The sequence below is a fragment of the Mesorhizobium sp. M0437 genome, from assembly GCF_040321335.1.
GTDB lineage: Bacteria > Pseudomonadota > Alphaproteobacteria > Rhizobiales > Rhizobiaceae > Mesorhizobium.
In genome coordinates this window covers 12,373-33,329 of record NZ_JAMYRK010000063.1, presented here as the reverse complement: position 1 = coordinate 33,329, position 20,957 = coordinate 12,373, and the positions used below count along the sequence as shown (strand labels likewise).

Below are 20,957 nucleotides of genomic sequence, written 5' to 3'. Positions count from 1 at the left end.
AAACCCCGCCCCCCGCGCGCCCCCCCTGCGGGCCCCCGCGCCGGCCCCGCCGCCTGACCCCCGCGGGGGTCTCCACCCGCCCCCGGTGGCCCTCGGCGCGCGCGCGGTGGTCTAACCGCGGCGGGCCGAACCGGCCAAGGCCATGCAGGAACGCCAGCGCCGCAGCGATCAGGATCGTCAGTGTCAGCGCCAGGAACGGCGGCTCGACCAGAAGCTTGGCGAGGTCATATTTCCGCGCCCCGCCGTGCAGTGTCAGATCGAACATGACCAGACCCTTGCCAGGCCGCAGCCATTGGATCAGGTCGCGCGCCGCGGCCGCCTTGTCGGCATCTCCAAGCGCGGAATTGTTGATTAGGTCGGGGTCGGTCAGGATAAAAAAGGGTTTGTCTTGGAATTCGACGAGGACGGCCTTGCCGCTGCCTGCCGCAATGATCGGGTGATCGTCGGCAACCCATTGCATGTCTTGCGGCGCGGCGACGAGATGGCCCCGGATCTCGAGTTGCTCGACGGTGCTCCTGCCGACACCGAGCTTGGCCTTGGCGATCCGGCCGAGCCAATTGTTGACTACGGTGTCGGGCAAACGCTCGATTTTCATCTTCCATCCCTCATGCTGCTGGAGGGGCAAGGTCTGCCATTTGGGCAGCACGAAGAGAGTCTCGCGGTCATCGCGAAGCTCAAGAATGCGGTCAAGCGCCTCCGGATCGCTGTCGGGCGAGATGGTGACGATCAGCAGTATATCTCTGGCAAGATCGTCTTCGGTCCGCGCCATCAAGGGCGCTTCGCCGGTGAGCCGCAGCCATTCCGCCAGGCCGGCGTAGCCGACGCCGCTTTTCGACAGCGGCGTGGCGCCGCCATTGCCGGGTTGCCGGAAATCGGGAGCATAGGTGGACAGCAGGAAGAAACCGGCTGCCGCAAGGAGGCTGGCGAAAATCCCCCAAAACAGTGTCTTTCGATTGAACGGCTCCTGTGCCTCGACCGCCGGTGCGCTCACGTCCAGGCATCCCGGAAGGCGAAACGTTCATAGGCGCCGCGCGCCTGCCGCCAGCCTTCCGCGCCGACCGGCCGGCGCGCGAACAGCGCCGCCTCGACAATGCGGGCGATCTCGGTAAACGCATGGCGCGCCCTTCCCGGCAGGGAAGGGGCATTGGCGATGTCGCGCGCGGTGAGCGACGGGCGCAGGAAGTCCGGCAGCCGGCCGGCAATATCGGCGACGCTGCGCCGAAGCAAAAGGTGAACCGCCTCGTCGTAGTCGCCGCGTGCGGCCAGCGCATCCGCTTGCGACAACAGGATCTGCGCGGCGCCGGCGTCTGGGCGCCAGGTTTCTTCGTCTTCGACTTCGGGCCGCGCGCGCTGCCATGGCAGCCGCCAGGCGATGCCTTTCACCTCGAGGAAGACCAAAAGCAGGATGATTGCGACGCCCGATATCACCGCCCCCCAGAACAGATAGATCATGTAGGGACTGAGCCACGACAAAAAATCCTGCAGCGGCTTCAGCCACTCGGGCGGCTTTGGCGGCACATAGGCCGGCAGGTCGAACTGGATCGACTCATCGGCGATCAGCTGCTTGTGCAGATTGGTCAGCCGTTCGGCTTCCGCTGTGCCTGGCTGTGCCAACGCCACCCTCTCCCCTGCAACCTGTGGTTCCCCAGCCGACACTGGCAATGCGGCAAGACAATTGCAAGTGGACTAGACGTCAACCTCCAATGTTGGCACATTTAATGCGGGGATCACCAGCCGATATGCGGTGATTAAGCGGGGGACGCATCATGGTTTCAACGACATTGGAACGGTCGGACAAGTTTCGCATCGGCAGGGTTTTCAGCAACAGTTTTGCGGTTATCGGCCGCAATCCGGGTCTGTTGGTCGGACTAGCGGCTCTTTTTTCCGCCCTTCCGGCACTGGTGCTTAACCTTTGGAATTACAGCAATTTTGCCAACATCAATATTGCTAGTCCCGAAACTCTGGCTGTTGCCGATCCCTCGGCGATTCTACGCAACTCGTTAATATCGGTGGCTTTTGGCTTGATATATCTTGTGCTGGCTTTGTTGTTTCAATCATCACTGGTGAGGGCGACGATAGAAGACTTGAACGGCAAGCGCCCGGCAATCGGTGACTGCATCCAAATAGCTTTACGCTGCATATTCCCGACGCTTGGGATCGGGCTGGTGGTCTTTTTCGTCATGGTCCTCGGGGTTGTTGCGATTGCCGTCGCAGGGCTGATTATCCCGATCTTCGGGACGATCATCGCGTTCGTGATGCTGCTTGTTCCCGGCATCATGTGGTTGCTTGGTATATCGGTTTCCGTACCCGTGCTGATCCAGGAGCGCCTTGGCGTGTTTGGCTCGATGTCGCGGAGCCGCGCCCTGACGAAGGGCAGCCGCTGGTCACTATTCGGCCTTTTGCTGATTCTGTTCTTGGTGGCGATTGCCTTCCAAATGGCATTCGCTTTGGTGTTTGGATTGGCTTTCGCCCTTACCGGCAGCCTCTCGACCGTTGGCCTGATTGTGGGCGCGATTGGAAGCGCCGTTGTGTCAACGGTCGTGTCGACGGTAATATCGGTTGCCATCGCCGTTAGCTATGTCGAGCTGAGACAAATCAAGGAAGGCACCAGCGTCGAAGACTTGGCGGAAATCTTCTCGTAGCGGCAAGGGATTTGCTGCCTTCATCGCGTCAGGATCGGTCTGGACTGGATAGGTAATATCGTGGCGTCAATAACGCTGGAACAGCCCGACAAATTTCGCATCGGCAGGGTTTTCAACGACAGCTTTGCCGTCATCGGACGCAATCCCGTTCTTTGCCTAGGGCTTGCCTTGATTTTCTCCGCCCTGCCGAGATTCGTATTTGCGCTCTGGTTCAGGAATACCGTTACGAATGTCGAGCATGGCGGCCCGGAATTCTCGGTTCAACGGGTCGCGCTCACGGTGGTTGGCGCGATCGGCTATATTGTCCTCATGTCCTTGCTGGAGGTGGCTTTGACGCGCGCTGCCATCGAGGATTTGAGCGGCAAGCGGCCGTCGATGCGTGATTGCATCGGGACGGCCGTGGCACTCCTGCTGCCGGCAATCGGCATTTCGCTGATTGTCAACATTGGCTTCACAGTCGGCCTCGTGCTGCTCGTCGTTCCGGGATTTTTGTTGTTGGTTCTCTGGGTTGTAGCGATACCGGTTCTGATTCAGGAAAAACTGGGGGTATTCGCGAGTTTGGGCCGCAGCCGCGACCTTTCCAAGGGGAGCCGCTGGCGTCTGCTCGGTCTCTGGTTTCCCCTATTCGTGGCTTCGGTCGCAATCAATTTTGCGTCGGACCGCGTCCTATCTTCCTTAGGCATTACGCTCGGGTTCTTCCTGGACGCCTTGCGGGGCGCAGCCGAGCAAGTCGTATTGTCGATCGCCGCAGCGGTCAGCTATGTCGAATTGCGGCAAGTCAAGGAAGGCACCAGCGTCGAAGACTTGACGGAAATCTTCTCCTGAGGACGGGTGGAGGCTTTTCACCGACGGCTCGGCTCTCGCGTTGCGCTACTGAGCCGAGCTTGTTCACAAAGCCTGTGTCTGCACCGGCAATGCCGCCGCCAGCCGCTTCGCCCATTCCTCGATGCCGGAGCGGCTCGCGAGCAGGTCCTGCCTGATCTCGATGAGGACGGCCTGAATGCCGCGATCGTCGCCGTGGACGGGTATGGCATAGTCGCCGTCGCGGCTGATCACGTAGGGCTCGTTTGCCGCGGCGTTGAGCCCGCTGTCGGCGCGCAGGCCGGCAAGCACTGCCTGGCCGAAATCGACTGCCCGATCGTAAAGCACGCCGGCGTGCCAGGGCCGCGCAATGCCGAGGAAGACCGGCGTGAAGGAGTGGATCGTCGCGATCCGCGTCGGTCTGCCCTGCTTCGCCCGGTCGTCGAGATGGGCGGCCACGCGGTCATGAAACGGCGCGAACATGATTTCGGCACGCCGGCTTCGCTCCTCCGGATCGAGGCCGACATTGCCGGGGATGCCGGTGTCCTCGGATTGCACCGGAATGCTGCCGCTGGAACCAAGCGGCCGGTTGAGATCGATCAAAAGCCGCGAATAGGAGCTGAGGAAAGCCGGAGCATCGAGCAGCTTCGACAGAGCGCGGGTCACTGCGGCGGCGCCGATATCCCAGGCGATATGGCGCTGCAAATGGCGGCTGTCGAGACCGAGCCGCGCATACTCGGCCGGGATATGATTGGACGCATGCTCGCATATCAGAACGATATCGGAACGCCCCGTTTCGTTGATTGCGTCGACCGCGGGTGGCCAACCTTCCGGTAGGATGGCGTTGGCAAGCGGCTCGGCCATCAATACAGCGTCCGGTAGAGATCGCAGACCGCCACTGGGTCGAGACCGGCGAGGCGCTCGGTCTCATGCCGCTTGAGGCCGACAAAGGTCTCGACGAACACCGGCGCGAACCATCCGGTGACGGTCTTGTCGGCGACGAGCGCGTCGAGTGCCATCGGCAGCGTTTCCGGCAGCCGCACGAGGCCAAGCTTCTTGCGCTCGGCAACGCTCATCTGTATCGGGTCGCCCGAGACCAGCGGCGGCGCCGGCAGCTTGGCTTTCAGCCCCTCCAGCCCGGCGCGCACGATCGCCGCCAGCGACAAATAGGGATTGCCGGTGGCGTCGGCCGCCCGGTATTCGATGTTGTACTGCCGCGCCGGATCGCGCCCGCCGATCGTCACCGTCGGGCAGATGCGCAGGCTCGCCTCGCGGTCGCGATCGGCAAGCCAGGTGTAGGACGAGCTCCAGCTATGCGGCTTCAGCCGGTAGTAGGACGACACACTCGCCGCCGTCATGGCGGTGATCGCGGGCAGGTGGCGCAGCACACCGGCACAGAACGAAGCGGCACGGCTGGAAAGGCCGCCAGGCTGGGCCGGGTCGTAGGTCGCCGGCTTGCCGGCCTCGTCGACGAAACTGAAATGGATGTGGACGCCGTTGCCGACGGCATCCGGAGCGATCTTGGGCGCGAAGCTCGCCCGCCAGCCGGCGCATCGCGCGACTTCGCGCGTGATCTCGCGGATGGCGACGGCGCGATCGGCCGCGGCAAGCGCATCGGCCGGCTCGCACGTCACCTCGAACTGGTCGGTGCCGAATTCGGCGATCACCACTTCGGGCGCGACGCCGGCTTCCGCTAGCGCCGCCATCAGATTGGCGGCAAACGGGTCGGCGCGGCGCAGTGCGGCCAACGACATCGAATGAGCCGGTGTGAACTCGCCCTCGATATGGAATTCATGCTCGAAGGCGGCGATGACGGAAAGCCCGGCCGCTGTCTTCAACTCCGCCAGCGCATCCTTGAGCATGGTCCGCGTACAGCCGACCCACGGGCTGCCGTCGAGTTCGACGATGTTGCCGGCGACCATGTCGAAAGGCGTCGCCGATCCGGTCAGCGCCGTGCGGAACCGCGCGTTGAGATCGGGAACGAGCCGCACATCGCCTGACGAGCCCCACGGATTGGGATCGACGATCGAGTTGAACGGCGTCAGCGACAGATTGGCCTGCAGCCAGCCGACGCCGGTCGCGGCGATCTTCTGCAGCTTGCTTTCGACGACCGAGCGGCCGCGCGTGATCGCCGACAGATCGGTGGTGACGACGGCAACCAGCGGTTCGACGGTCGATGTCATGCAGCTTGTCCCAAGGCTTCGAAACGGCCTGTAACGGTGGCGGTATCAGTGACCCAGCAATAGCCACCGAAGGCTTTTAGCGCGCCGTCATGACGCTCCTGCGAGGCGGCGGCGCAGGCATCGGATAGGCAGGTGACGAGATAGCCGCGATCGGCGGCATCGCGCACCGCCATGTCGACGCACTGGTCGGTCATGATGCCGGCGACGATCAGATAACGCACGCCGAGGTTTTTCAAGACATAGTCGATGTTGGTCGAGTTGAAGACGCCCGACGATGTCTTCGGCAGCATGATCTCGTCGCCGACCGGCGCCAGCGACGGCACCGGCAGCCCCTCCGGCCGGCTCGGCGCGATGTGGATCGGCGTCAGCTTGTGGTCGAGCGAGCGGTCGCGGCCGTCTTCGGTCAGGCTTTGGATGATTGTATGGATCACCTCGACGCCGTTGGCCCGCGCCGCCGCCAGCAGGCGCTCCTGGTTGGGGATCGTCTGCGACGCCGTCTGCCGGTAGAAATAGTGATCGGGACCGCGCTCCGGATGCGCTGGATCAGCACCCGGCTCCAGCCAGACGCGCTGCATGTCGACCAGCAGCAGCGCGGTTTCGCCAGCCCGGAACGGCTCGTTTCGTTTCGGCAGTGATGGCGTCATGCTTGGGGGTCCTGTGTTGCTGACTACAATCCGGCTGATTTAGCTGATTTTGGTCCACGCGTCCTGCGTCGCGGACACACTTATTGGGAGTATTCGAAGTCTCTAATTTAAGATAAGCTTTGTTTTCGGGCGTGGAGACGGGGGGTCTGTGTCATGATCGATTCAGATGTGTTCGACTTTGTCGAACGCTGCAGGAAACATACAGCTACCGGGCCGCTGCTGGGCGACCTTCTCGAGACCGTGAGGAATCTCGGCTTCGAGCACCTTATCCTGAGCGGGGTGCCGCTCGGTGGGCAGAAGCTTGCACCGATGGTCGAACTGAATGGCTGGCCGGCCGGCTGGTTCGAACGCTATGTCGAGGCCGAGCATGCCGCGGCTGATGGTGTTTGCATTTACTCGGCAAAGACCCTGAAGCCGTTCCTGTGGTCCGAAGTCCCGGCAAAGTGGTCGGATACGGAAGGCTCACGACGCGTTGCCGGTGAGGCGACGGAGTTCGGCATCTGTAGCGGCTTCGCCGTACCGATGCTCAGCGTTCACCATTGGCAATCCGTGCTGTCGTTTGCCTCTTCCGCGAAGGCCTGCACCCTGTCGCCGCGCCATCAGGTGCAACTGGTGACCATGGCGGTATACGCGGGCATGTCGATCCAGGCCTTGGCGAATGACGATGACGACCACGAGGGCGTGCTGACCGACCGCGAAAAAGAAGTGCTCTTGTGGGCCGCGGCCGGCAAGACCTCATCGGAAACCTCGCAGATCCTTGGCCTGACCGAGCGCACGGTCAAATGGCACTCGACGCGGGCCCGCGAGGCTTTTGGCGTCGGCACGACCACGCAGGCGGTCGTCGAGGCGGTGCGCCGGCGTCTGATCCATCCCTAATCGCGTCAACTGTCCCATCGGACAGGTGACGTATATTAGCGCGACTGCGAGTATCCCTGCGAGAACGATCGGGGGATCGCGCCATGATAACGGCCCACGTAGTCAATGCGCATAACAAGCATCTCTACGAAAACGAATTCGACGAGTTTCTGCGCCGCCGGCACGACTTCTTCGTGCACCAGAAACATTGGCGCCCTCCGAGCCCGGACGGTCGCGAGCTAGACCAATTCGATACCGACGCGGCGACTTACCTGCTTGGTATTGAAGATGGTCGCGTAGTGACTTCGGCTCGATTGATCCCAACGAGCGAGCCGCACATGGTCTCGGAGGTTTTTTCTCACATGTGTGAAAAATCGGGCGTCCCGAGGCGTCCCGACTGGGCCGAATGGACCCGCACATTCGTCGTTCCCGACAAACGAACTGCCGGACTGAGGGGCACGCTGACGCAGCTGTGCTGCGCGGTGATGGAGTACGCTCTCGACGAGGGCCTCAGCGCCGTCGGCGGCATCCAGGAAACCTACTTCATGCCCCACCATGGCGCGCTGAAGTGGCGCGCCGAGCCGATGGGCATGGCCAGGGAAGAAAACGGCGAATGGTATATCGTCGCGTATATCGAGGTGAATGAGGCGGCGCTCGCGAGCGTTCGGAAGATCTTGGGGTTCGAGCAGAGTCTGCTGGTTCGGCGGGGGACGCAATTGCCGTTCCTCCCAAAAACCAGCGATATCATAGAGTTTGCTTCGTGACCGGGTTGAAGCCATGGGACGTGTGGTTCGGCTATCTGCCGCCGCTGGCGGTTGATGCCACGACCCTGTCGGCACACACGATCGGCGGCAGCAGGCATCTAACATCGCCGAAGATAACGCTTGGCCCAGAGGGATGTAATATCGCGCTTATTTTTTAAAGGAGATGGCAATGAGCGGTCGTTTTGTAGCGTTTATCTTAACTATGGGGCTAATGATCGGTTCTGCGGCCGGCCAAACGGATGCGCCTCCTCTTACATCGAGCGAAGCCAGCGCATCTATTGCACTTCCATTGAAAGAGAAAACTGACGGTTCGCTTGACGTATTGTCGCCAGAAGCGGTACTTACCTCGGGTGCAATTTGGCTGCATTCCAAGGGAAAAACAGATTGTTATTATCTATATGACGAGCATTACTACGAAACTAAAACAACCACGGGTAAAGATATTAACAGCCAACCGGTGAATGTTGACTCGCTAACCCTGCACTTTCAGGTCGGGGGCGACTCGGGAGACCAAACGTGCAACTCTACATCAATCTGTGCCAAAACGATTAAGGAATATAATATGTACTGTCGTACGCCTCGGTGTGTTTACGCGACAGCCACGGTGAACGGATCGACCTGGAGCACGACGAAGGCCTGCTGGTAGGGGTTACTACCCGTACTTCTCTCCACGTGCCCATCCAGGGTAACGTCCCAAGCTTATCGATATGGTCGAACAGTGAAAGGGTGCTTTATTGGTCACTTATCTTGGGGGTCATCGTCGCTCTTCAGCCAGCGTGATCGGGTGCTTGCTCTTTTTTTTGATGACACTAATTCTTACATTGGGCGCTGGTTTGCTTTGTCCGCCGACGGCTGCGGCCCAGTCCCCTCGCTTTTCACAAACCTGCCCTGCACTCTCATTCGGCGATTGCGCGCAGTTCCAAGACTACTGGGACCACGCAACGATGTCACAACATTACGACTGCCCCTTTCCTAGTGCCGCTAAGCAGTGTTGGGATAGCAGCGGCTATATAATTAAAGGTTGCCACGCGAGCCCGCTAGGGCTGGACTTCATAGCAGCGCATGACATTTTCTCGGATCTGTTTAGAAAGGCGTATGCCGCCGGAGAGTTCAGCAGGGCGCCTGCCCTAATGTATATCTGGGAGGACGTAGATGCAACCTTGATGGATATTTTATATCCCATATCAAATCGGCAGCAGATAGAGGCAGACGTGTCGGCATTAACTCTTAAAGACGCAATCGCGATAGCTACAATCGCAGTGAAATACTCTTCTGATTTTCCACCTGTCTTGAGGATTTTGTCGACAATAGCTATCAATGTTTCCGCATGCACAGATCTAGAGAGACGAATTCCCGGTTTTGTGCGGACAGTCCTGTCACAGGCGATGACGTTGGCCGGAGTCTGGTTGGTGGAAGGCCCCGTAGGCGATCCTGTGGATACCAATCTTGTTTACGATGGCCCTGTCGACATGCATTTCAATGCAGCGCGAGCCGACTGCGGCGGGAGCGCGGCGCGCCCGACAATTCTCTTTCAGGGCGATCGTAAGGACGGGACTAGTTTCAGTTATCAGCTTGACGTTGGGGGCAACCCGATAGCGTTCACGGGCAATCGCGTCAAGGTAACATTGATAAAGAAAACCGCGGATTGGACCCGGTATCTTTGTGCTGCCGGGACGATTTCTATTAATAACTGATTTAGCGATAGACATGCGAAAAGGTCTGCTGATGAATTGGTACAAACTGGCCAAGGTGGGGTGGTTCATTGGCTGCACCGTTGCCTGCTTATTGTCATCCGCCCGCGCAGACGATCTGACCGACCGCGATGTACTTTGGCGACAAAATGCCTTCCTCTGCGCTATAGCCTCTCCGACGTTCCCGTCCAAGGAAATCGTGGGTCAGCCCCTGGACTGCGACGATGGTGACATGACTCTTTTCAATGGCCTGCTTTGCGCCGCTGGAGAATCAGAGGGATGTGATGCAGTCGCGCGTTCCCAGGGGACCAATGGTCGATGGTGGCGGTCTCCGCGGCGGATTGGTTGGGAGGCGCCTGCTTATGACGTATCGTTCTCTCCTGACCAGTCGTTGGGGGTATTGCTATATTCTGTTCAAACCGGTGATGCTGTAAGATTCTCACGTTGGTTATCCTGGTTAGAGGCGAATCGTCCATGTCTCGCTAAGGTCGGCGGCACGTGTGTCCAATTAGGTTGGCTGCGCTTCTGTACAGACGATCCAGATAAGCGCTGCACACTTCGCCCAGCCGATTGTGTTCGCATCGAGGAAGTAGCGCGGAAACTCAGCGTCGATGGCACGCTGTGCAGGCGCATCATGCGCGAACTTCATATGCCAGAAGATGTACTCCTGCCCCTTGGCGAATTTCTAATTGGCGCCGCAACTGTCGATGATCCAGGCTATCCTCAACATCTGGTGGGTGTCGACATAATGCTCGCCAGACGACTCGACGTGGATCTTAGCAAAGTCGATCAAGCCGCAGCTATTCTTTTTGGGCGCACGTCCGACAACGCGTTCTTTCGCTATCTTTATGAAGGCGCGACCCAAGAAGTCAAAGCAGACGCTCTCACGACATGTCCAGCTCCCGACCGCCTGTCCATCAATCGATTTCAATGGACTTGGGAGCGTGAGACAAAGGCTAACTCGTGGGCAGAAAGCATGTATTGGGAGTGCATTTTTCTTGGCGATTTACTCCGTCAATGAAAGCGGGCGGTGCGGTCGGTCCGCCGAACCATTCAGGGGGATACAAAATGCAGCGGCTATTATTAATGACACTCGTCTAGCGGCGGCGAACGGCTTCGCGGTGGCCGAGGAATACATCGACGTTGAAACTGCCAAGCAGACAGGCCGCACCGCCTTCGGCGAGATGGTAGCGTATCTCAAGGCGCATCCATCCGTTCGCGTGGTGCTGGTCGAGAAGACCGACCGGCCTTATCGCAACCTCAAGGATCGGGTGACGGTCGACGAACTGGACGTGGCATCTGGCCGACCGAAACGCCGCTGGGCTATCGCAACATCACCGGCCCGGACGGCAAGAAGAATCATCGCCGTCGATCCAGCGCTCTCGCCGGTCGTGGCGCGGCTGTTTGACTAGTATGCGCGCGGCGACGTTTCGTTGAAGGAAGCGGCGCGCAAGGCGCACGCGGCGGGTCTGGTCTATCCCAAGAGCGGCGCAAAGGTGGCGCGAGGAGCAGAGCCGCTGCCACCGCGAGATCGAACGGCTTCTTGACCTCGCCCGGAACGCGCAAAGCCTGTTCTCGGCGCAGGAACCGCGCGAAAAACGCCGGTTGCTCAACTTCGTGCTATCGAACTGCACCTGGGAGGATGGCGAAGTGGTCGCTACGTTCCGCCAACCCTTTGACATGCTTGCGAAAACCTTAACTGCCGCTGCAAACTTTGGGCCGGACGAGAGAGCCAAATTGGCGAAAAATGAGGTTTGGCTGGGGAACTTGGATTCGAACCAGGACTAACGGGGTCAGAGTCCGTGGGTCTACCGTTGACCTATTCCCCAGCAGGCGCGGTTGTTGAAAACCGCGCGGGCAGGGCGACGATGTCGCCGCGCGTGCCTTGTAGCCGCCGCCGGGATTACGGTGACGGTGCATCATTTTCCTTTCGCCGCGTGCCTCGTTTTCCGGGTTTTCACGGCTTTGCCGATTTGCCTGGCGATGCTCTCGGCCCCAGGGGCGCATTGAAAACCGCGCCATCGGCGACGCGGCAATACTCGATGAGCAGTTCTTGTGAAACCATAGTCTTTCGGACGTGAAAACGCTTTGGCTCACCCGTACGGTGCCGGCGATGCGGCAGACCGGGAACGCGGGCAAGGTGCACCATGCGGCGGGAGCCACATGGTAAACAGTGCACTCACCGTAATTCTGATCTATACTCCGGACATCGGCCCGAACGCCTACGGCAAGCCGAAGGGCGGATGAAGCGCTTGATAGAGTTCTCTTTGTAGTCATGGGGCGATGTTAAGATGTTAGCCTCCGACCTGACGAAATTTATCGAGCAGGATCATCTGGCTCTGGATGCCTTCGTAAAGGGCGATCCTGAGCCCTTGAAAAACCTCTACTCGCGACAGGACGACGTCATTATTGCCAATCCCTTTGGCCCGCCGGCGAAGGGATGGAGAAAGGCCGCTGAGACCATGGAACGGGCCGCCACCAATTACCGGCACGGCAAGGCCATCGGCTTTGAGCGCATCTCGGAGTATGCGACAGCCGACTTGGGATACATCATCGAGGTCGAGCGGCTCCAATCCAAGGTCGGCGGTGGCAACAAACTGGTGCCGATTGCGCTTCGAGTCACCACCATATTCCGGCGCGAGGAAGGCACGTGGAGGATCGTCCTTCGTCATGCCGATCCGATAACCTCGGCACGCCCGCCGACGTCCATTGTCGGGGAGTAGAAGGGTTGCCGGAGAGGTTTTAGGAACTACGGTGACAGTGCACCATTTTTCTTTTCGCCGCCTGCCTCGTTTTCCGGGTTCTCACGGCTTTGCCGATTTGCTCGCCGATACTCTCGGCCCACGGGCGCATTGAAAAACCGCGACATCGGCGACGCGGTAATGCTCGATCAGCAGTTCTTATGGAACACATAGTCTTCGGAGTCTTCGGACGTGAAAACACTTTGGCTCGCCGGTACGGTGCCGGGGAGACGCGGCAGACCGGGAACGCGGGCAAGGCTTCGTTGATCAGCGGTATTCCGGGGAACAGATGCAAGCGAGCGCATCTATTTTCCTTCAAACGCCGTTACGAACCCGTTCCGAATTGGTCAGGGCTTCGCCGAGGCGGCCCACCGCTTGTTTCAGTGCCTTTTCCGCGGAATCGGTTAGCGATTTAGCGCCGCCCTCGCAGAGGACACCTGCATCGCCTTGTGCATTTCCCTGACCTTCCACAGTTGAACCGAGCAATCGACCTTTTCGACCGTCAACAGTTATCGAAGCAACCAAGTCAACATCGGTTTCTATGCCGGCAGACCAAAAACCTGGTACAACCCGCAGTCGGGCATTCATCTCTTCGCCTTTGACCATAATCATCCCACGGCTCTTACGCTCCGCGAGGCCAGCGGCATCGACTGGCTGATCCACGATCTCGAGTTCTGTGACGAGGGATTCCAGCGTCTTGCGGACAGATCCGGAGAAACCGCTTCGCATATCGATCGGGTAACTGTGAGCGGCGCAATTTAGATCCGAAGGCTTGATCGATCTATTTAGCGCGGCGGAGTCTATAAACAGCAGATATTTTCCAGGGAGCTTTTCGCCGTAGCTCGAATAAACGTTATAAGCGGCGATTGGCATTGGCTCGGCTTTATATTGACAGCCGGCAAGCGCAAATGCGGCCGCAAAAACGGCCAACTTTCTATATTTCATCCCCAGCCCTCCCCAGGCAAAGGGAAGCATCGCGCAAGATCACCGCAGACGCAAGCATCGCCCTACACAAGTGTCGGGCAAAATCGTGTCTATGTTATTGAAAGAGAATCAACTGGCTGGGGAACCTGGATTCGAACCAGGACTAACGGAGTCAGAGTCCGTGGGTCTACCGTTAACCTATTCCCCAGCAGGCGCTTGTCGCGCAGGGTGGGCCGCCAGGCAGCCGCGCGGCCCTTGTAGCCGCCGCCGGAAAATAGTCAACCCTGTGTTGGGGTTCAATCGTCGGCTTCCGGTGCTTCAACTCTCGCTGCGGCTGTATTGCGAGTGCTCGAAGAATAGCACCACGCCGAGCGCGATCAGCAGCGGGATGATCAGGTAGAACAGCCGGAACACCAGCAGCGCCGCCAGCACGCCGACCTGGTCCATATGTGACAAGCCCGCGAGAAACACCACCTCGAACACGCCCAGCCCGCCCGGCGCATGCGAGATCTGCGCGATCGAGAACGACACCAGGAAAACGCCGAGCACGATGAAATAGCCGGGATTGCCGGTGGCGGGCAGGGCGAAGAAGATGATCGCCGCCGCCGCCAGCAGTTCGATCGGGCCGACCAGCAATTGCCGCGCCACGATCGGCAGCGCCGGATAATGCAGCTGAAAGCTGCCGATCCTGAGTGGTCTCAGATGCAGCCAACTGCCGAATATGTAGGCCGCCACCACGAGCAGCATGGCGAGCCCTGCTGCTTGCGACAGCCGGTGATGCGGCGTGCCGGAAAACCGGTCGATCACGTCGGGCTCGAGCAGCAGGACGATGCTTGAGACGAACAGCGTCGACAGCACGAAGGTGATCCAGCAGATCGCCACCAGAATGCCGACGTCCTGCCCGGTCAGGCCCCTGGTGCCGTAGGCGCGGTAGCGGATCACCGCACCGGAAAACACCGAGCCGCCGATATTGTGCGACAGCGCGTAGGTGGTGAACGAGCAGAAGGTGACGAACAGCCACGATACTTTCTTGCCGATGTGCAGCAACGCGATGTGGTCGTAGCCGGCGAGCGAGGCATAGGCGATGACCGAGCTCAGCGCCGCCAGTACCCAGCCGCGCGCCGGGATGGCGATTATGCCGGCCCAGACATCGTCAAGCGAGATGCCGCGCAATTCGTGCAGCAGCAGCCACAGCGAGAACACCACCGCGGCGATGCCGATGACGGGCCAGAAATAGCGCCTCCAGTTCATGGCATGACGATCATGCGTTGCAGCCCGTACCGTTTTCCGGTTCGCAGCAGGCAAACCGCCCGCGTTGCCGAATGATTTACCCTCCATTTCAGAAATGCCTCATTGAAGCCGGCTATTCAACCGGGAAGGCGCGTTGTGGCGCTCGCGCCTTCCCTTCTCCCAAGGGGACAAGGGCTCACCGACGTCGCCGCCTTCACGCCGCCGGCAAAATTCGCCGCGAGCGCTCTTGGTGATCCGGCCGTGCGCTGATAGTCTGGCGGCAACTTGAACATGTAAAAGCGCCTGCTGCGTCCGGTCTCCGGTTCGCGCGGTGCCGGAAGGAACGACAGTGGAAGACCACGACGCCGGCGCTGGCGCGCCGGAAGTGGGCGTGTCCAGGGGTTCGCCGACGCCGTCCGGCCAGGCAAGCCCATCCACCGGACGCTACGGCCGTCAGGTGCAACCCTGGTCCGGCAATGGACAGGCTGGCGACACGTCCCACGATCACAAGGGTCAGAACGGCCCGCATCAGAACGGCAAACCCAAGAAACGGCGCAAGCGCCGGCGCGGGCGCAAGGTTTTCGCACGCGACGAGACTCGTCCGCTGGCGGCCGGCGCTTCGGTGCCCGCCGCCAACGAGGCCCCGGCCGCGCGCCCGCCCCAGCCAGCGGCTTACGCGCCTCCGCCCTCAGCTCCGCCAAGGCCGGGGCAAGGTGCCCGCACACCGCCGCCGCTGCAGGAATTGCCGGTGTTTGCCGCGCTCGATCTCGGCACCAACAATTGCCGGCTGCTGGTCGCGGTGCCGACGCGCCATGGCCAGTTCCGCGTCATCGATGCCTTCTCGCGCATCGTCAGGCTGGGCGAGGGCCTTACCGCCAATGGCCGGCTCGGCGACGCCGCAATGGACCGCGCGGTCGAGGCGCTGAAGATCTGCGGTGACAAATTGCGCAACCGCAAGGTCAGGAAAGCCAGGCTGATCGCCACCGAGGCCTGCCGAACCGCCGCCAATGGCGTCGAGTTCCTCGAGCGCGTCGAGCGCGAGGCCGGCCTGAAGCTCGAGATCATCGACCGCCAGACCGAGGCGCGGCTGGCGGTGTCGGGCTGCGGTTCGCTGGTCGAGCGCGACACGCAAGGCGTCGTGCTGTTCGACATCGGCGGCGGCTCGTCCGAAATCGCGCTGATCGACCTCACCGGTCAGCGCTCGCCAAGGCTTGCCAACCATATCGTCTCGTGGACGTCGCTGCCGGTCGGCGTCGTCTCGCTGGCCGAGCGTTTTGGCGGCCGCACGGTGACACGCGAGATCTTTGGCGCCATGGTCGAGGATGTCGCAATGCGGCTGCGCGCCTTCGACGGGCGTGATCGGCTGAGCCACCTCCTGGCCAGCCCGAAATTCCATTTGCTCGGCACATCGGGCACTGTGACGACGCTGGCCGGCGTCCATCTCGATCTCGAACGCTATGACCGCCGCCGCGTCGACGGGCTGTGGATGGATCGCGACAGCGTCGACCGCATGGTCGAAAAACTGGTCGGCTGGGATTTCCAGCAACGCGTCGCCAACCCTTGCATCGGCGCCGACCGCGCCGACCTGGTTCTGGCCGGCTGCGCCATATTGGAGGCGATCCGCGCCGTCTGGCCGTCGGAGCGGCTGCGTGTCGCCGACCGCGGCCTGCGCGAGGGCATATTGAGCGAATTGATGGCCGATGACGGCGTCTGGCGGCGAGGCAGAGCATGATCCCGAAAAGTGGCTGCCGGTTTTCGGACAAGATCATGCTCAAACAAGCAATCAAGCAATGACCAAGAAACCGGAAAGACCGAGCTCCGCCGGCATTCGCGTGCTGAAGACGAAGATCAAGAAGAAAAGCGGCCTGAAGGAATCGTCGCGCCGCTGGCTGCAGCGCCACATCAACGATCCCTATGTCCAGCGCTCGAAGGCCGACGGCTATCGCTCGCGCGCCGCCTACAAGCTGATCGAGATCGACGACAAGCACCATCTGCTCAAGCCAGGCATGAAGGTGATAGACCTTGGCGCGGCACCCGGCGGCTGGTGCCAGGTCGCCGCCGCGCGTACCAAGTCGACCGCGGAACACCCGAACGTCGTCGGCATCGATTACCTCGAGATGGACGCCGTGCCGGGCGCGCCGGTGCTGCTGATGGATTTCCTCGATCCGCAGGCACCCGAAAAGCTGGCCGAGACGCTGGGCGGCCAGCCCGACATCGTGCTCTCCGACATGGCCGCACCGACCACCGGCCACAAACGGACCGACCACATCCGCACCATGCATCTGTGCGAGGTGGCGGCCGATTTCGCGCTGTCGGTATTGAAGCCAGGCGGACATTTCCTCGCCAAGACGTTTCAGGGCGGCGCCGAGAACGAATTGCTGGCGAAACTCAAGCGGAATTTCCGCTCGGTCCATCACGTCAAGCCGCCGGCCTCACGCGATGAGTCGGTGGAGCTTTATTTGCTGGCGAAGGATTTTAAGGGGTAGCGCCCTTTCCTTCTCCCCTTGTGGGAGAAGGTGGCCTCGCGAAGCGAGGTCGGATGAGGGGTGTTCCAGCTTGGCAACACGCTTGCAGTTATCATCGCCTCATTTCTTCCAACACCCCTCAACCGTCTCGGCGCGGCGCGCCGATCCACCTTCTCCCACAAGGGGAGAAGGGAAGGGGTCCTCAACTCCCCGGCGGGCTCACCGGCTCCAGTGTCTTCGGCGGCGTCAACCGGCCATGTCCAGACACGGCATTGCCGGCGTCCGGGGCCAGCCGCATGAACGACAGCGAGGCTGCCGCCGACACCGCCGCTACGATGAAGAAGGCGGTGTGGAAGTCGCTCAGCGTCAGCGGGCCACCATGGATCTTGGTTGACACTTCCAGGATGCCGCCGGCCAGCGCCACACCGAGCGCGATCGCCAACTGCTGGAACACCGCGGTGATCGGCGTCGCCTTGCTGGTGTCGGCGGCCGAAATCTCGGCGTAGGCAAGCGCATTGATGCCGGTGAAGAACATCGAGCGGATAAAGCCCCCGGCGAGCAGCATGGCGAGGATCAGCCCGTAGGGCGTGTCGGGTGTGAACAGACCGTTGATGGCGATGGACGCGGCAGCGATGAGCGAGCCTGAAATCAGCACCCGGCGGAAGCCGGCGACCCTGAAGATCAGCGCGGTGACGAATTTCATGCCTATGGCGCCGATTGCCGAGACGAAGGTGATCATGCCGGACTGGAACGGCGTCAGCCCGAAACCGATCTGGAACATCAGCGGCAACAGGAAAGGTACGGCACCAATGCCGATGCGGAACAGTCCGCCGCCGAGCACCGACGAGCGGAACACCCGATTGCGAAACAGCTCGAGCGCCAGCAGCGGGTTCTTGGCGCGGCGCGCGTGCAGCAGGTAAAGCACCGCCGATGCCAGCCCGACGGCAACGGTGATAAAGCCGGCGACTGGCGGCAGAGCCGGCAGGCTGACCACCGACAGGCCGAACACGATGCCCGATGCCGCCAGCCCGCTCAGCACGAAACCGATGAGATCGAGCGGCGGCGTCTGCGCGGCGTCGGTCTTCGGCAGGAAACGCGTGGCCAGCCAGATGCCGATCAGCCCGATCGGCACATTGATCAGAAAAATCCAGTGCCAGGAAAAATAGGTGGTGATGAAGCCGCCGACCGGCGGGCCGACCAGGGGGCCGACCAGAGCCGGGACAGTCAGCCACGACATGGCGGCGACGAGCTCGCTTTTCGGCGTCGCGCGTACCAGCACCAGGCGTCCGACCGGCGTCATCATGGCGCCGCCAATACCTTGCAGGAAACGTGACACCACGAAAGCCGGCAGCGAATTGGAAATGGCGCACGCGACCGAACCGACGATGAACACGGCGATCGCGGCGCGGAAGACATTCTTGGCGCCGAAGCGGTCGGCCATCCAGCCGCTGATCGGAATGAAGATCGCCAGCGATACCAGATAGGCGGTCAGCGCCAGCTTGAGCGCGATCGGGCTGGTGTGGATGTCGATGGCGATCGCCGGCAACGATGTCGCAATGACGGTCGAATCCATGTTTTCCATGAATAGAGCGACCGCCAGGATAAGCGGAATGGTGCGGTTCACGATGGATCCGGCCTTGAAATGTGCGTCGCGATTGCTTGCCGGCCCTGGGGGCCAAACCGACAGGTAGGGCGGTTATCATGGTTTGGCCCGGATGTCGTATTAATTTGCTGTCACGTTTGTGCGACCGCAAGTCCCGCAGCCCCTGGGGCAAAATGCAGCTTCGCCACTACACAACCATCGGCTTTTCAACGGCCACGGGACGTGTTACGAGCCAGCGCCAATCCTGAAAGGGAAGAAGACGAGTCGGCGCTGTCCATCCAGGGCGAGCGCCTTTCCTGCATTCCGAGGGCTGGCCATGGCAAAAATCATCGAGACGTCCACCGGCGCATTGGCGCTGACCTTTGACGACGTGCTGCTGCAGCCGGGTCATTCCGAGGTCATGCCCGGCGAGACCGACATCCGCACCCGCATCGCCGGCGACATCGACCTCAACGTGCCGATCCTGTCGGCCGCCATGGACACGGTTACCGAGGCGCGGCTCGCCATCGCCATGGCCCAGGCCGGCGGCATCGGTGTCATCCACCGCAATTTCTCGCCGGCCGAACAGGCCGAGCAGGTGCGGCAGGTGAAGAAATTCGAGTCCGGCATGGTGGTCAACCCGGTCACCATCGGTCCCGAGGCGACGCTTGCCGATGCGCTGGGTCTGATGCGCACCTACAGCATTTCGGGCATTCCGGTGGTCGAGAACGGCGGCACCGGCGGCCACACGGTCGGCCGGCTCGTCGGCATCCTGACCAACCGCGACGTCCGCTTCGCGTCCGATCCGGCGCAAAAGGTCTATGAGCTGATGACCCGCGAGAACCTGATCACGGTCAAGGAGAACGTCGATCAGGACGAGGCCAAGCGGCTACTCCACCAGCACCGCATCGAGAAGCTTGTTGTGGTCGATCGGGACGGCAATTGCGTCGGGCTGATCACGGTCAAGGACATCGAGAAGTCGCAGCTCAACCCGCACGCCACCAAGGATGCGCAGGGGCGCTTGCGCGCAGCCGCCGCCACCAGCGTCGGCGATGACGGTTTCGAACGCGCCGAGCGCCTCATCGACGCCGGCGTCGACCTTCTCGTGATCGACACCGCGCACGGTCATTCGCAGCGCGTTCTGGATGCGGTGACGCGGGCCAAGAAACTGTCCAACTCGGTTCGCATCCTGGCCGGCAACGTCGCCACCGCGGAAGGCACCTTGGCGCTGATCGATGCCGGCGCCGACGCGGTCAAGGTCGGCATCGGACCAGGCTCCATCTGCACCACCCGCATCGTCGCCGGCGTCGGCGTGCCGCAGCTCTCGGCGATCATGTCGGCGGTCGAGACGGCGCAGAAATCCGGCGTTTCGGTCATTGCCGATGGCGGCATCAAATATTCGGGCGATCTCGCCAAGGCGCTGGCCGCCGGCGCAAGTGCTGCGATGATCGGCTCGCTGCTGGCCGGCACGGACGAGAGCCCGGGCGAGGTCTATCTGCACCAGGGCCGCTCGTTCAAAGCCTATCGCGGCATGGGCTCGGTCGGCGCGATGGCGCGCGGCTCCGCCGATCGTTATTTCCAGGCCGAGGTACGCGACACGCTGAAACTGGTCCCGGAAGGCATCGAAGGGCAGGTGCCGTACAAAGGACCTGTGTCTGGCGTGCTGCACCAGCTTGCAGGCGGCCTGAAAGCCGCTATGGGTTATGTCGGTGGCCGCGACCTTGCCGATTTCCGCGAGCGCGCCACTTTTGTGCGGATATCCAATGCCGGACTTCGTGAAAGCCACGCCCATGACGTCACGATTACCCGCGAAAGCCCGAATTATCCTGGCGGAGCCTGACCGTCATGCGTCTTGGCGCAATCTGACGGCAATGATCCTGCGGCTGTCGCGCCACGCGGCCGCACTCTGTGTCGCCACCGTGGTGGTTTTCATCATCATGACGGCGATGGAGTTCCTCTATTTTCGCCGATTGAGCGGCGGTCTGCCGTCGCTCGACATGCGCTATACCGGTTTTACCCCGGATGAGGGCATGGCTTGGCTAACAGCCCTCGGCCGGCGCGGCAGCGAAATTATTCTCGTCTGGCATTACCTGACCTTCGACCTGCTGTTTCCGGCGCTGCTGTCGCTGACGATGGTCAGCCTGATCCTGGCCACGGGCCGGCGGCTGAAGAATTTCCGTGCACTGCCTGCGCAAACCCAGTCGATATTCGCGGTTGTGCTGGTGCTGCCCTACCTGCTTACCGACTATGCCCAGAATATCGCCGTGGCTCGTCTTTTGTCCGATTTTCTGTCGGCCAATCCGGATTCGCTATCCTTCGCCTCGGCGCTGATCGTCACCAAATTCGCCCTACTGGCGATACCAGTGACCGTCACTGCGGCTTTCACTCTGATGGCTCAGAAACGGTCTTGAAGGCTGGGTGACAGAGACAGGGGG

The 20,957-nt window shown here is 61.2% G+C and carries 21 protein-coding genes and 2 tRNA genes; 13 read left to right on the top strand and 10 right to left on the bottom strand.

Going from position 1 to position 20,957, the window contains the following annotated elements; translation table 11 throughout:
- Together NKI72_RS27905 and NKI72_RS27900 are read right to left on the bottom strand one after the other, a co-directional pair.
- On the bottom strand, positions 1-991 hold a 991-nt coding region (locus tag NKI72_RS27905; protein WP_352851444.1), incomplete at its 3' end, for a DUF4350 domain-containing protein.
- Positions 988-1,620, bottom strand: a complete 633-nt coding sequence (locus NKI72_RS27900; RefSeq protein WP_352474990.1) for a DUF4129 domain-containing protein — start codon at positions 1,618-1,620, stop codon at positions 988-990. The genes NKI72_RS27905 and NKI72_RS27900, both read right to left, overlap by 4 nt.
- Before the next feature lie 146 nt (positions 1,621-1,766).
- On the opposite strand from NKI72_RS27900, the gene NKI72_RS27895 reads away from it, so the two are divergent.
- Together NKI72_RS27895 and NKI72_RS27890 are read left to right on the top strand one after the other, a co-directional pair.
- The gene (locus NKI72_RS27895; RefSeq protein ID WP_352501475.1) at positions 1,767-2,642 is read left to right on the top strand and encodes a DUF7847 domain-containing protein; all 876 of its coding nucleotides are present in this window, start codon (positions 1,767-1,769) and stop codon (positions 2,640-2,642) included.
- A 60-nt stretch (positions 2,643-2,702) separates the two neighbouring features.
- On the top strand, positions 2,703-3,467 hold the full coding sequence (locus NKI72_RS27890) for a hypothetical protein (protein ID WP_352836454.1): 765 nt from the start codon (positions 2,703-2,705) through the stop codon (positions 3,465-3,467).
- A gap of 63 nt (positions 3,468-3,530) precedes the next feature.
- On the opposite strand, the gene NKI72_RS27885 is transcribed toward NKI72_RS27890, so the two are convergent.
- The 3 genes from NKI72_RS27885 to NKI72_RS27875 are packed head-to-tail and all read right to left on the bottom strand — an operon-like array spanning position 3,531 to position 6,270.
- Entirely contained in the window at positions 3,531-4,307 is a 777-nt protein-coding gene (locus NKI72_RS27885) for an N-formylglutamate amidohydrolase (RefSeq protein ID WP_352836451.1), read from the bottom strand.
- The gene (locus NKI72_RS27880; RefSeq protein WP_352836448.1) at positions 4,307-5,626 is read right to left on the bottom strand and encodes a type I glutamate--ammonia ligase; all 1,320 of its coding nucleotides are present in this window, start codon (positions 5,624-5,626) and stop codon (positions 4,307-4,309) included. Before NKI72_RS27880 ends, NKI72_RS27885 begins: the two co-directional genes overlap by 1 nt.
- The gene (locus tag NKI72_RS27875; protein ID WP_352836445.1) at positions 5,623-6,270 is read right to left on the bottom strand and encodes a cysteine hydrolase family protein; all 648 of its coding nucleotides are present in this window, start codon (positions 6,268-6,270) and stop codon (positions 5,623-5,625) included. The genes NKI72_RS27880 and NKI72_RS27875 overlap by 4 nt, the downstream gene beginning before the upstream one ends.
- Positions 6,271-6,423: 153 nt before the next feature.
- Here NKI72_RS27875 and NKI72_RS27870 point away from each other — a divergent pair, with 153 nt between their 5' ends.
- The 6 genes from NKI72_RS27870 to NKI72_RS27845 all read left to right on the top strand — a co-directional run bounded on the left by NKI72_RS27870 (position 6,424) and on the right by NKI72_RS27845 (position 10,992).
- A complete protein-coding gene (locus NKI72_RS27870; RefSeq protein ID WP_352501480.1) occupies positions 6,424-7,146 on the top strand; it encodes a LuxR family transcriptional regulator in 723 nt (240 codons plus the stop codon).
- An 83-nt stretch (positions 7,147-7,229) separates the two neighbouring features.
- Positions 7,230-7,889: an acyl-homoserine-lactone synthase gene (locus NKI72_RS27865; protein ID WP_352501481.1), complete on the top strand. Its 660-nt coding sequence runs from the start codon at positions 7,230-7,232 to the stop codon at positions 7,887-7,889.
- A gap of 169 nt (positions 7,890-8,058) precedes the next feature.
- The gene (locus NKI72_RS27860; protein WP_352501482.1) at positions 8,059-8,535 is read left to right on the top strand and encodes a hypothetical protein; all 477 of its coding nucleotides are present in this window, start codon (positions 8,059-8,061) and stop codon (positions 8,533-8,535) included.
- A gap of 484 nt (positions 8,536-9,019) precedes the next feature.
- On the top strand, positions 9,020-9,583 hold the full coding sequence (locus NKI72_RS27855) for a hypothetical protein (protein WP_352501483.1): 564 nt from the start codon (positions 9,020-9,022) through the stop codon (positions 9,581-9,583).
- Positions 9,584-9,596: 13 nt separating this feature from the next.
- Entirely contained in the window at positions 9,597-10,601 is a 1,005-nt protein-coding gene (locus NKI72_RS27850) for a hypothetical protein (protein WP_352501484.1), read from the top strand.
- Complete coding sequence (locus NKI72_RS27845) at positions 10,579-10,992, top strand: recombinase family protein (protein WP_352501485.1); 414 nt, start codon at positions 10,579-10,581, stop codon at positions 10,990-10,992. The genes NKI72_RS27850 and NKI72_RS27845 overlap by 23 nt, the downstream gene beginning before the upstream one ends.
- A gap of 343 nt (positions 10,993-11,335) precedes the next feature.
- Here NKI72_RS27845 and NKI72_RS27840 read toward each other — a convergent pair.
- Positions 11,336-11,409, bottom strand: a tRNA-Gln gene (locus NKI72_RS27840).
- 462 nt (positions 11,410-11,871) lie between these two features.
- Between NKI72_RS27840 and NKI72_RS27835 the strand changes: the two genes are divergently transcribed.
- The gene (locus tag NKI72_RS27835) at positions 11,872-12,303 is read left to right on the top strand and encodes a YybH family protein (protein WP_352501486.1); all 432 of its coding nucleotides are present in this window, start codon (positions 11,872-11,874) and stop codon (positions 12,301-12,303) included.
- A 333-nt stretch (positions 12,304-12,636) separates the two neighbouring features.
- Here NKI72_RS27835 and NKI72_RS27830 read toward each other — a convergent pair whose 3' ends face one another.
- The 3 genes from NKI72_RS27830 to NKI72_RS27820 form a co-directional block, all read right to left on the bottom strand.
- Positions 12,637-13,266, bottom strand: coding sequence for a hypothetical protein (locus NKI72_RS27830; RefSeq protein ID WP_352501487.1), 630 nt, complete (start codon positions 13,264-13,266; stop codon positions 12,637-12,639).
- Between the two features lie 113 nt (positions 13,267-13,379).
- Positions 13,380-13,453: transfer RNA gene (locus NKI72_RS27825), tRNA-Gln, on the bottom strand.
- Between the two features lie 110 nt (positions 13,454-13,563).
- Positions 13,564-14,496: a lysylphosphatidylglycerol synthase domain-containing protein gene (locus NKI72_RS27820; RefSeq protein WP_352501488.1), complete on the bottom strand. Its 933-nt coding sequence runs from the start codon at positions 14,494-14,496 to the stop codon at positions 13,564-13,566.
- 328 nt (positions 14,497-14,824) lie between these two features.
- On the opposite strand from NKI72_RS27820, the gene NKI72_RS27815 reads away from it, so the two are divergent.
- Both NKI72_RS27815 and NKI72_RS27810 read left to right on the top strand, forming a co-directional pair.
- The gene (locus NKI72_RS27815; RefSeq protein WP_352501489.1) at positions 14,825-16,207 is read left to right on the top strand and encodes a Ppx/GppA phosphatase family protein; all 1,383 of its coding nucleotides are present in this window, start codon (positions 14,825-14,827) and stop codon (positions 16,205-16,207) included.
- A gap of 58 nt (positions 16,208-16,265) precedes the next feature.
- Positions 16,266-16,961, top strand: coding sequence for an RlmE family RNA methyltransferase (locus tag NKI72_RS27810; protein ID WP_352501490.1), 696 nt, complete (start codon positions 16,266-16,268; stop codon positions 16,959-16,961).
- A 181-nt stretch (positions 16,962-17,142) separates the two neighbouring features.
- Here NKI72_RS27810 and NKI72_RS27805 read toward each other — a convergent pair whose 3' ends face one another.
- A complete protein-coding gene (locus tag NKI72_RS27805) occupies positions 17,143-18,564 on the bottom strand; it encodes an MFS transporter (protein ID WP_352501491.1) in 1,422 nt (473 codons plus the stop codon).
- Positions 18,565-18,859: 295 nt separating this feature from the next.
- On the opposite strand from NKI72_RS27805, the gene guaB reads away from it, so the two are divergent.
- Positions 18,860-20,362 carry an IMP dehydrogenase gene (gene guaB / locus NKI72_RS27800; RefSeq protein WP_352458563.1) on the top strand — a complete coding sequence of 501 codons (1,503 nt, stop codon included), beginning with the start codon at positions 18,860-18,862 and terminating at the stop codon, positions 20,360-20,362.
- A gap of 31 nt (positions 20,363-20,393) precedes the next feature.
- Positions 20,394-20,933, top strand: coding sequence for a hypothetical protein (locus NKI72_RS27795; RefSeq protein ID WP_352472058.1), 540 nt, complete (start codon positions 20,394-20,396; stop codon positions 20,931-20,933).
- The last annotated feature ends 24 nt before the right edge of the window (positions 20,934-20,957 follow it).

Excerpts from the sequence above, each read along its gene's own strand:
- NKI72_RS27880 (WP_352836448.1), bottom strand. The coding sequence starts at position 5,626 with ATGACATCGACCGTCGAACCGCTGGTTGCCGTCGTCACCACCGATCTG.
- NKI72_RS27885 (WP_352836451.1), bottom strand. The coding sequence starts at position 4,307 with ATGGCCGAGCCGCTTGCCAACGCCATCCTACCGGAAGGTTGGCCACCC.
- NKI72_RS27895 (WP_352501475.1), top strand. The coding sequence starts at position 1,767 with ATGGTTTCAACGACATTGGAACGGTCGGACAAGTTTCGCATCGGCAGG.
- NKI72_RS27830 (WP_352501487.1), bottom strand. The coding sequence starts at position 13,266 with ATGAAATATAGAAAGTTGGCCGTTTTTGCGGCCGCATTTGCGCTTGCC.
- NKI72_RS27875 (WP_352836445.1), bottom strand. The coding sequence starts at position 6,270 with ATGACGCCATCACTGCCGAAACGAAACGAGCCGTTCCGGGCTGGCGAA.
- NKI72_RS27855 (WP_352501483.1), top strand. The coding sequence starts at position 9,020 with ATGTATATCTGGGAGGACGTAGATGCAACCTTGATGGATATTTTATAT.
- guaB (WP_352458563.1), top strand. The coding sequence starts at position 18,860 with ATGGCAAAAATCATCGAGACGTCCACCGGCGCATTGGCGCTGACCTTT.
- NKI72_RS27860 (WP_352501482.1), top strand. The coding sequence starts at position 8,059 with ATGAGCGGTCGTTTTGTAGCGTTTATCTTAACTATGGGGCTAATGATC.
- NKI72_RS27865 (WP_352501481.1), top strand. The coding sequence starts at position 7,230 with ATGATAACGGCCCACGTAGTCAATGCGCATAACAAGCATCTCTACGAA.
- NKI72_RS27820 (WP_352501488.1), bottom strand. The coding sequence starts at position 14,496 with ATGAACTGGAGGCGCTATTTCTGGCCCGTCATCGGCATCGCCGCGGTG.
- NKI72_RS27795 (WP_352472058.1), top strand. The coding sequence starts at position 20,394 with ATGATCCTGCGGCTGTCGCGCCACGCGGCCGCACTCTGTGTCGCCACC.
- NKI72_RS27810 (WP_352501490.1), top strand. The coding sequence starts at position 16,266 with ATGACCAAGAAACCGGAAAGACCGAGCTCCGCCGGCATTCGCGTGCTG.
- NKI72_RS27850 (WP_352501484.1), top strand. The coding sequence starts at position 9,597 with ATGCGAAAAGGTCTGCTGATGAATTGGTACAAACTGGCCAAGGTGGGG.
- NKI72_RS27835 (WP_352501486.1), top strand. The coding sequence starts at position 11,872 with ATGTTAGCCTCCGACCTGACGAAATTTATCGAGCAGGATCATCTGGCT.
- NKI72_RS27870 (WP_352501480.1), top strand. The coding sequence starts at position 6,424 with ATGATCGATTCAGATGTGTTCGACTTTGTCGAACGCTGCAGGAAACAT.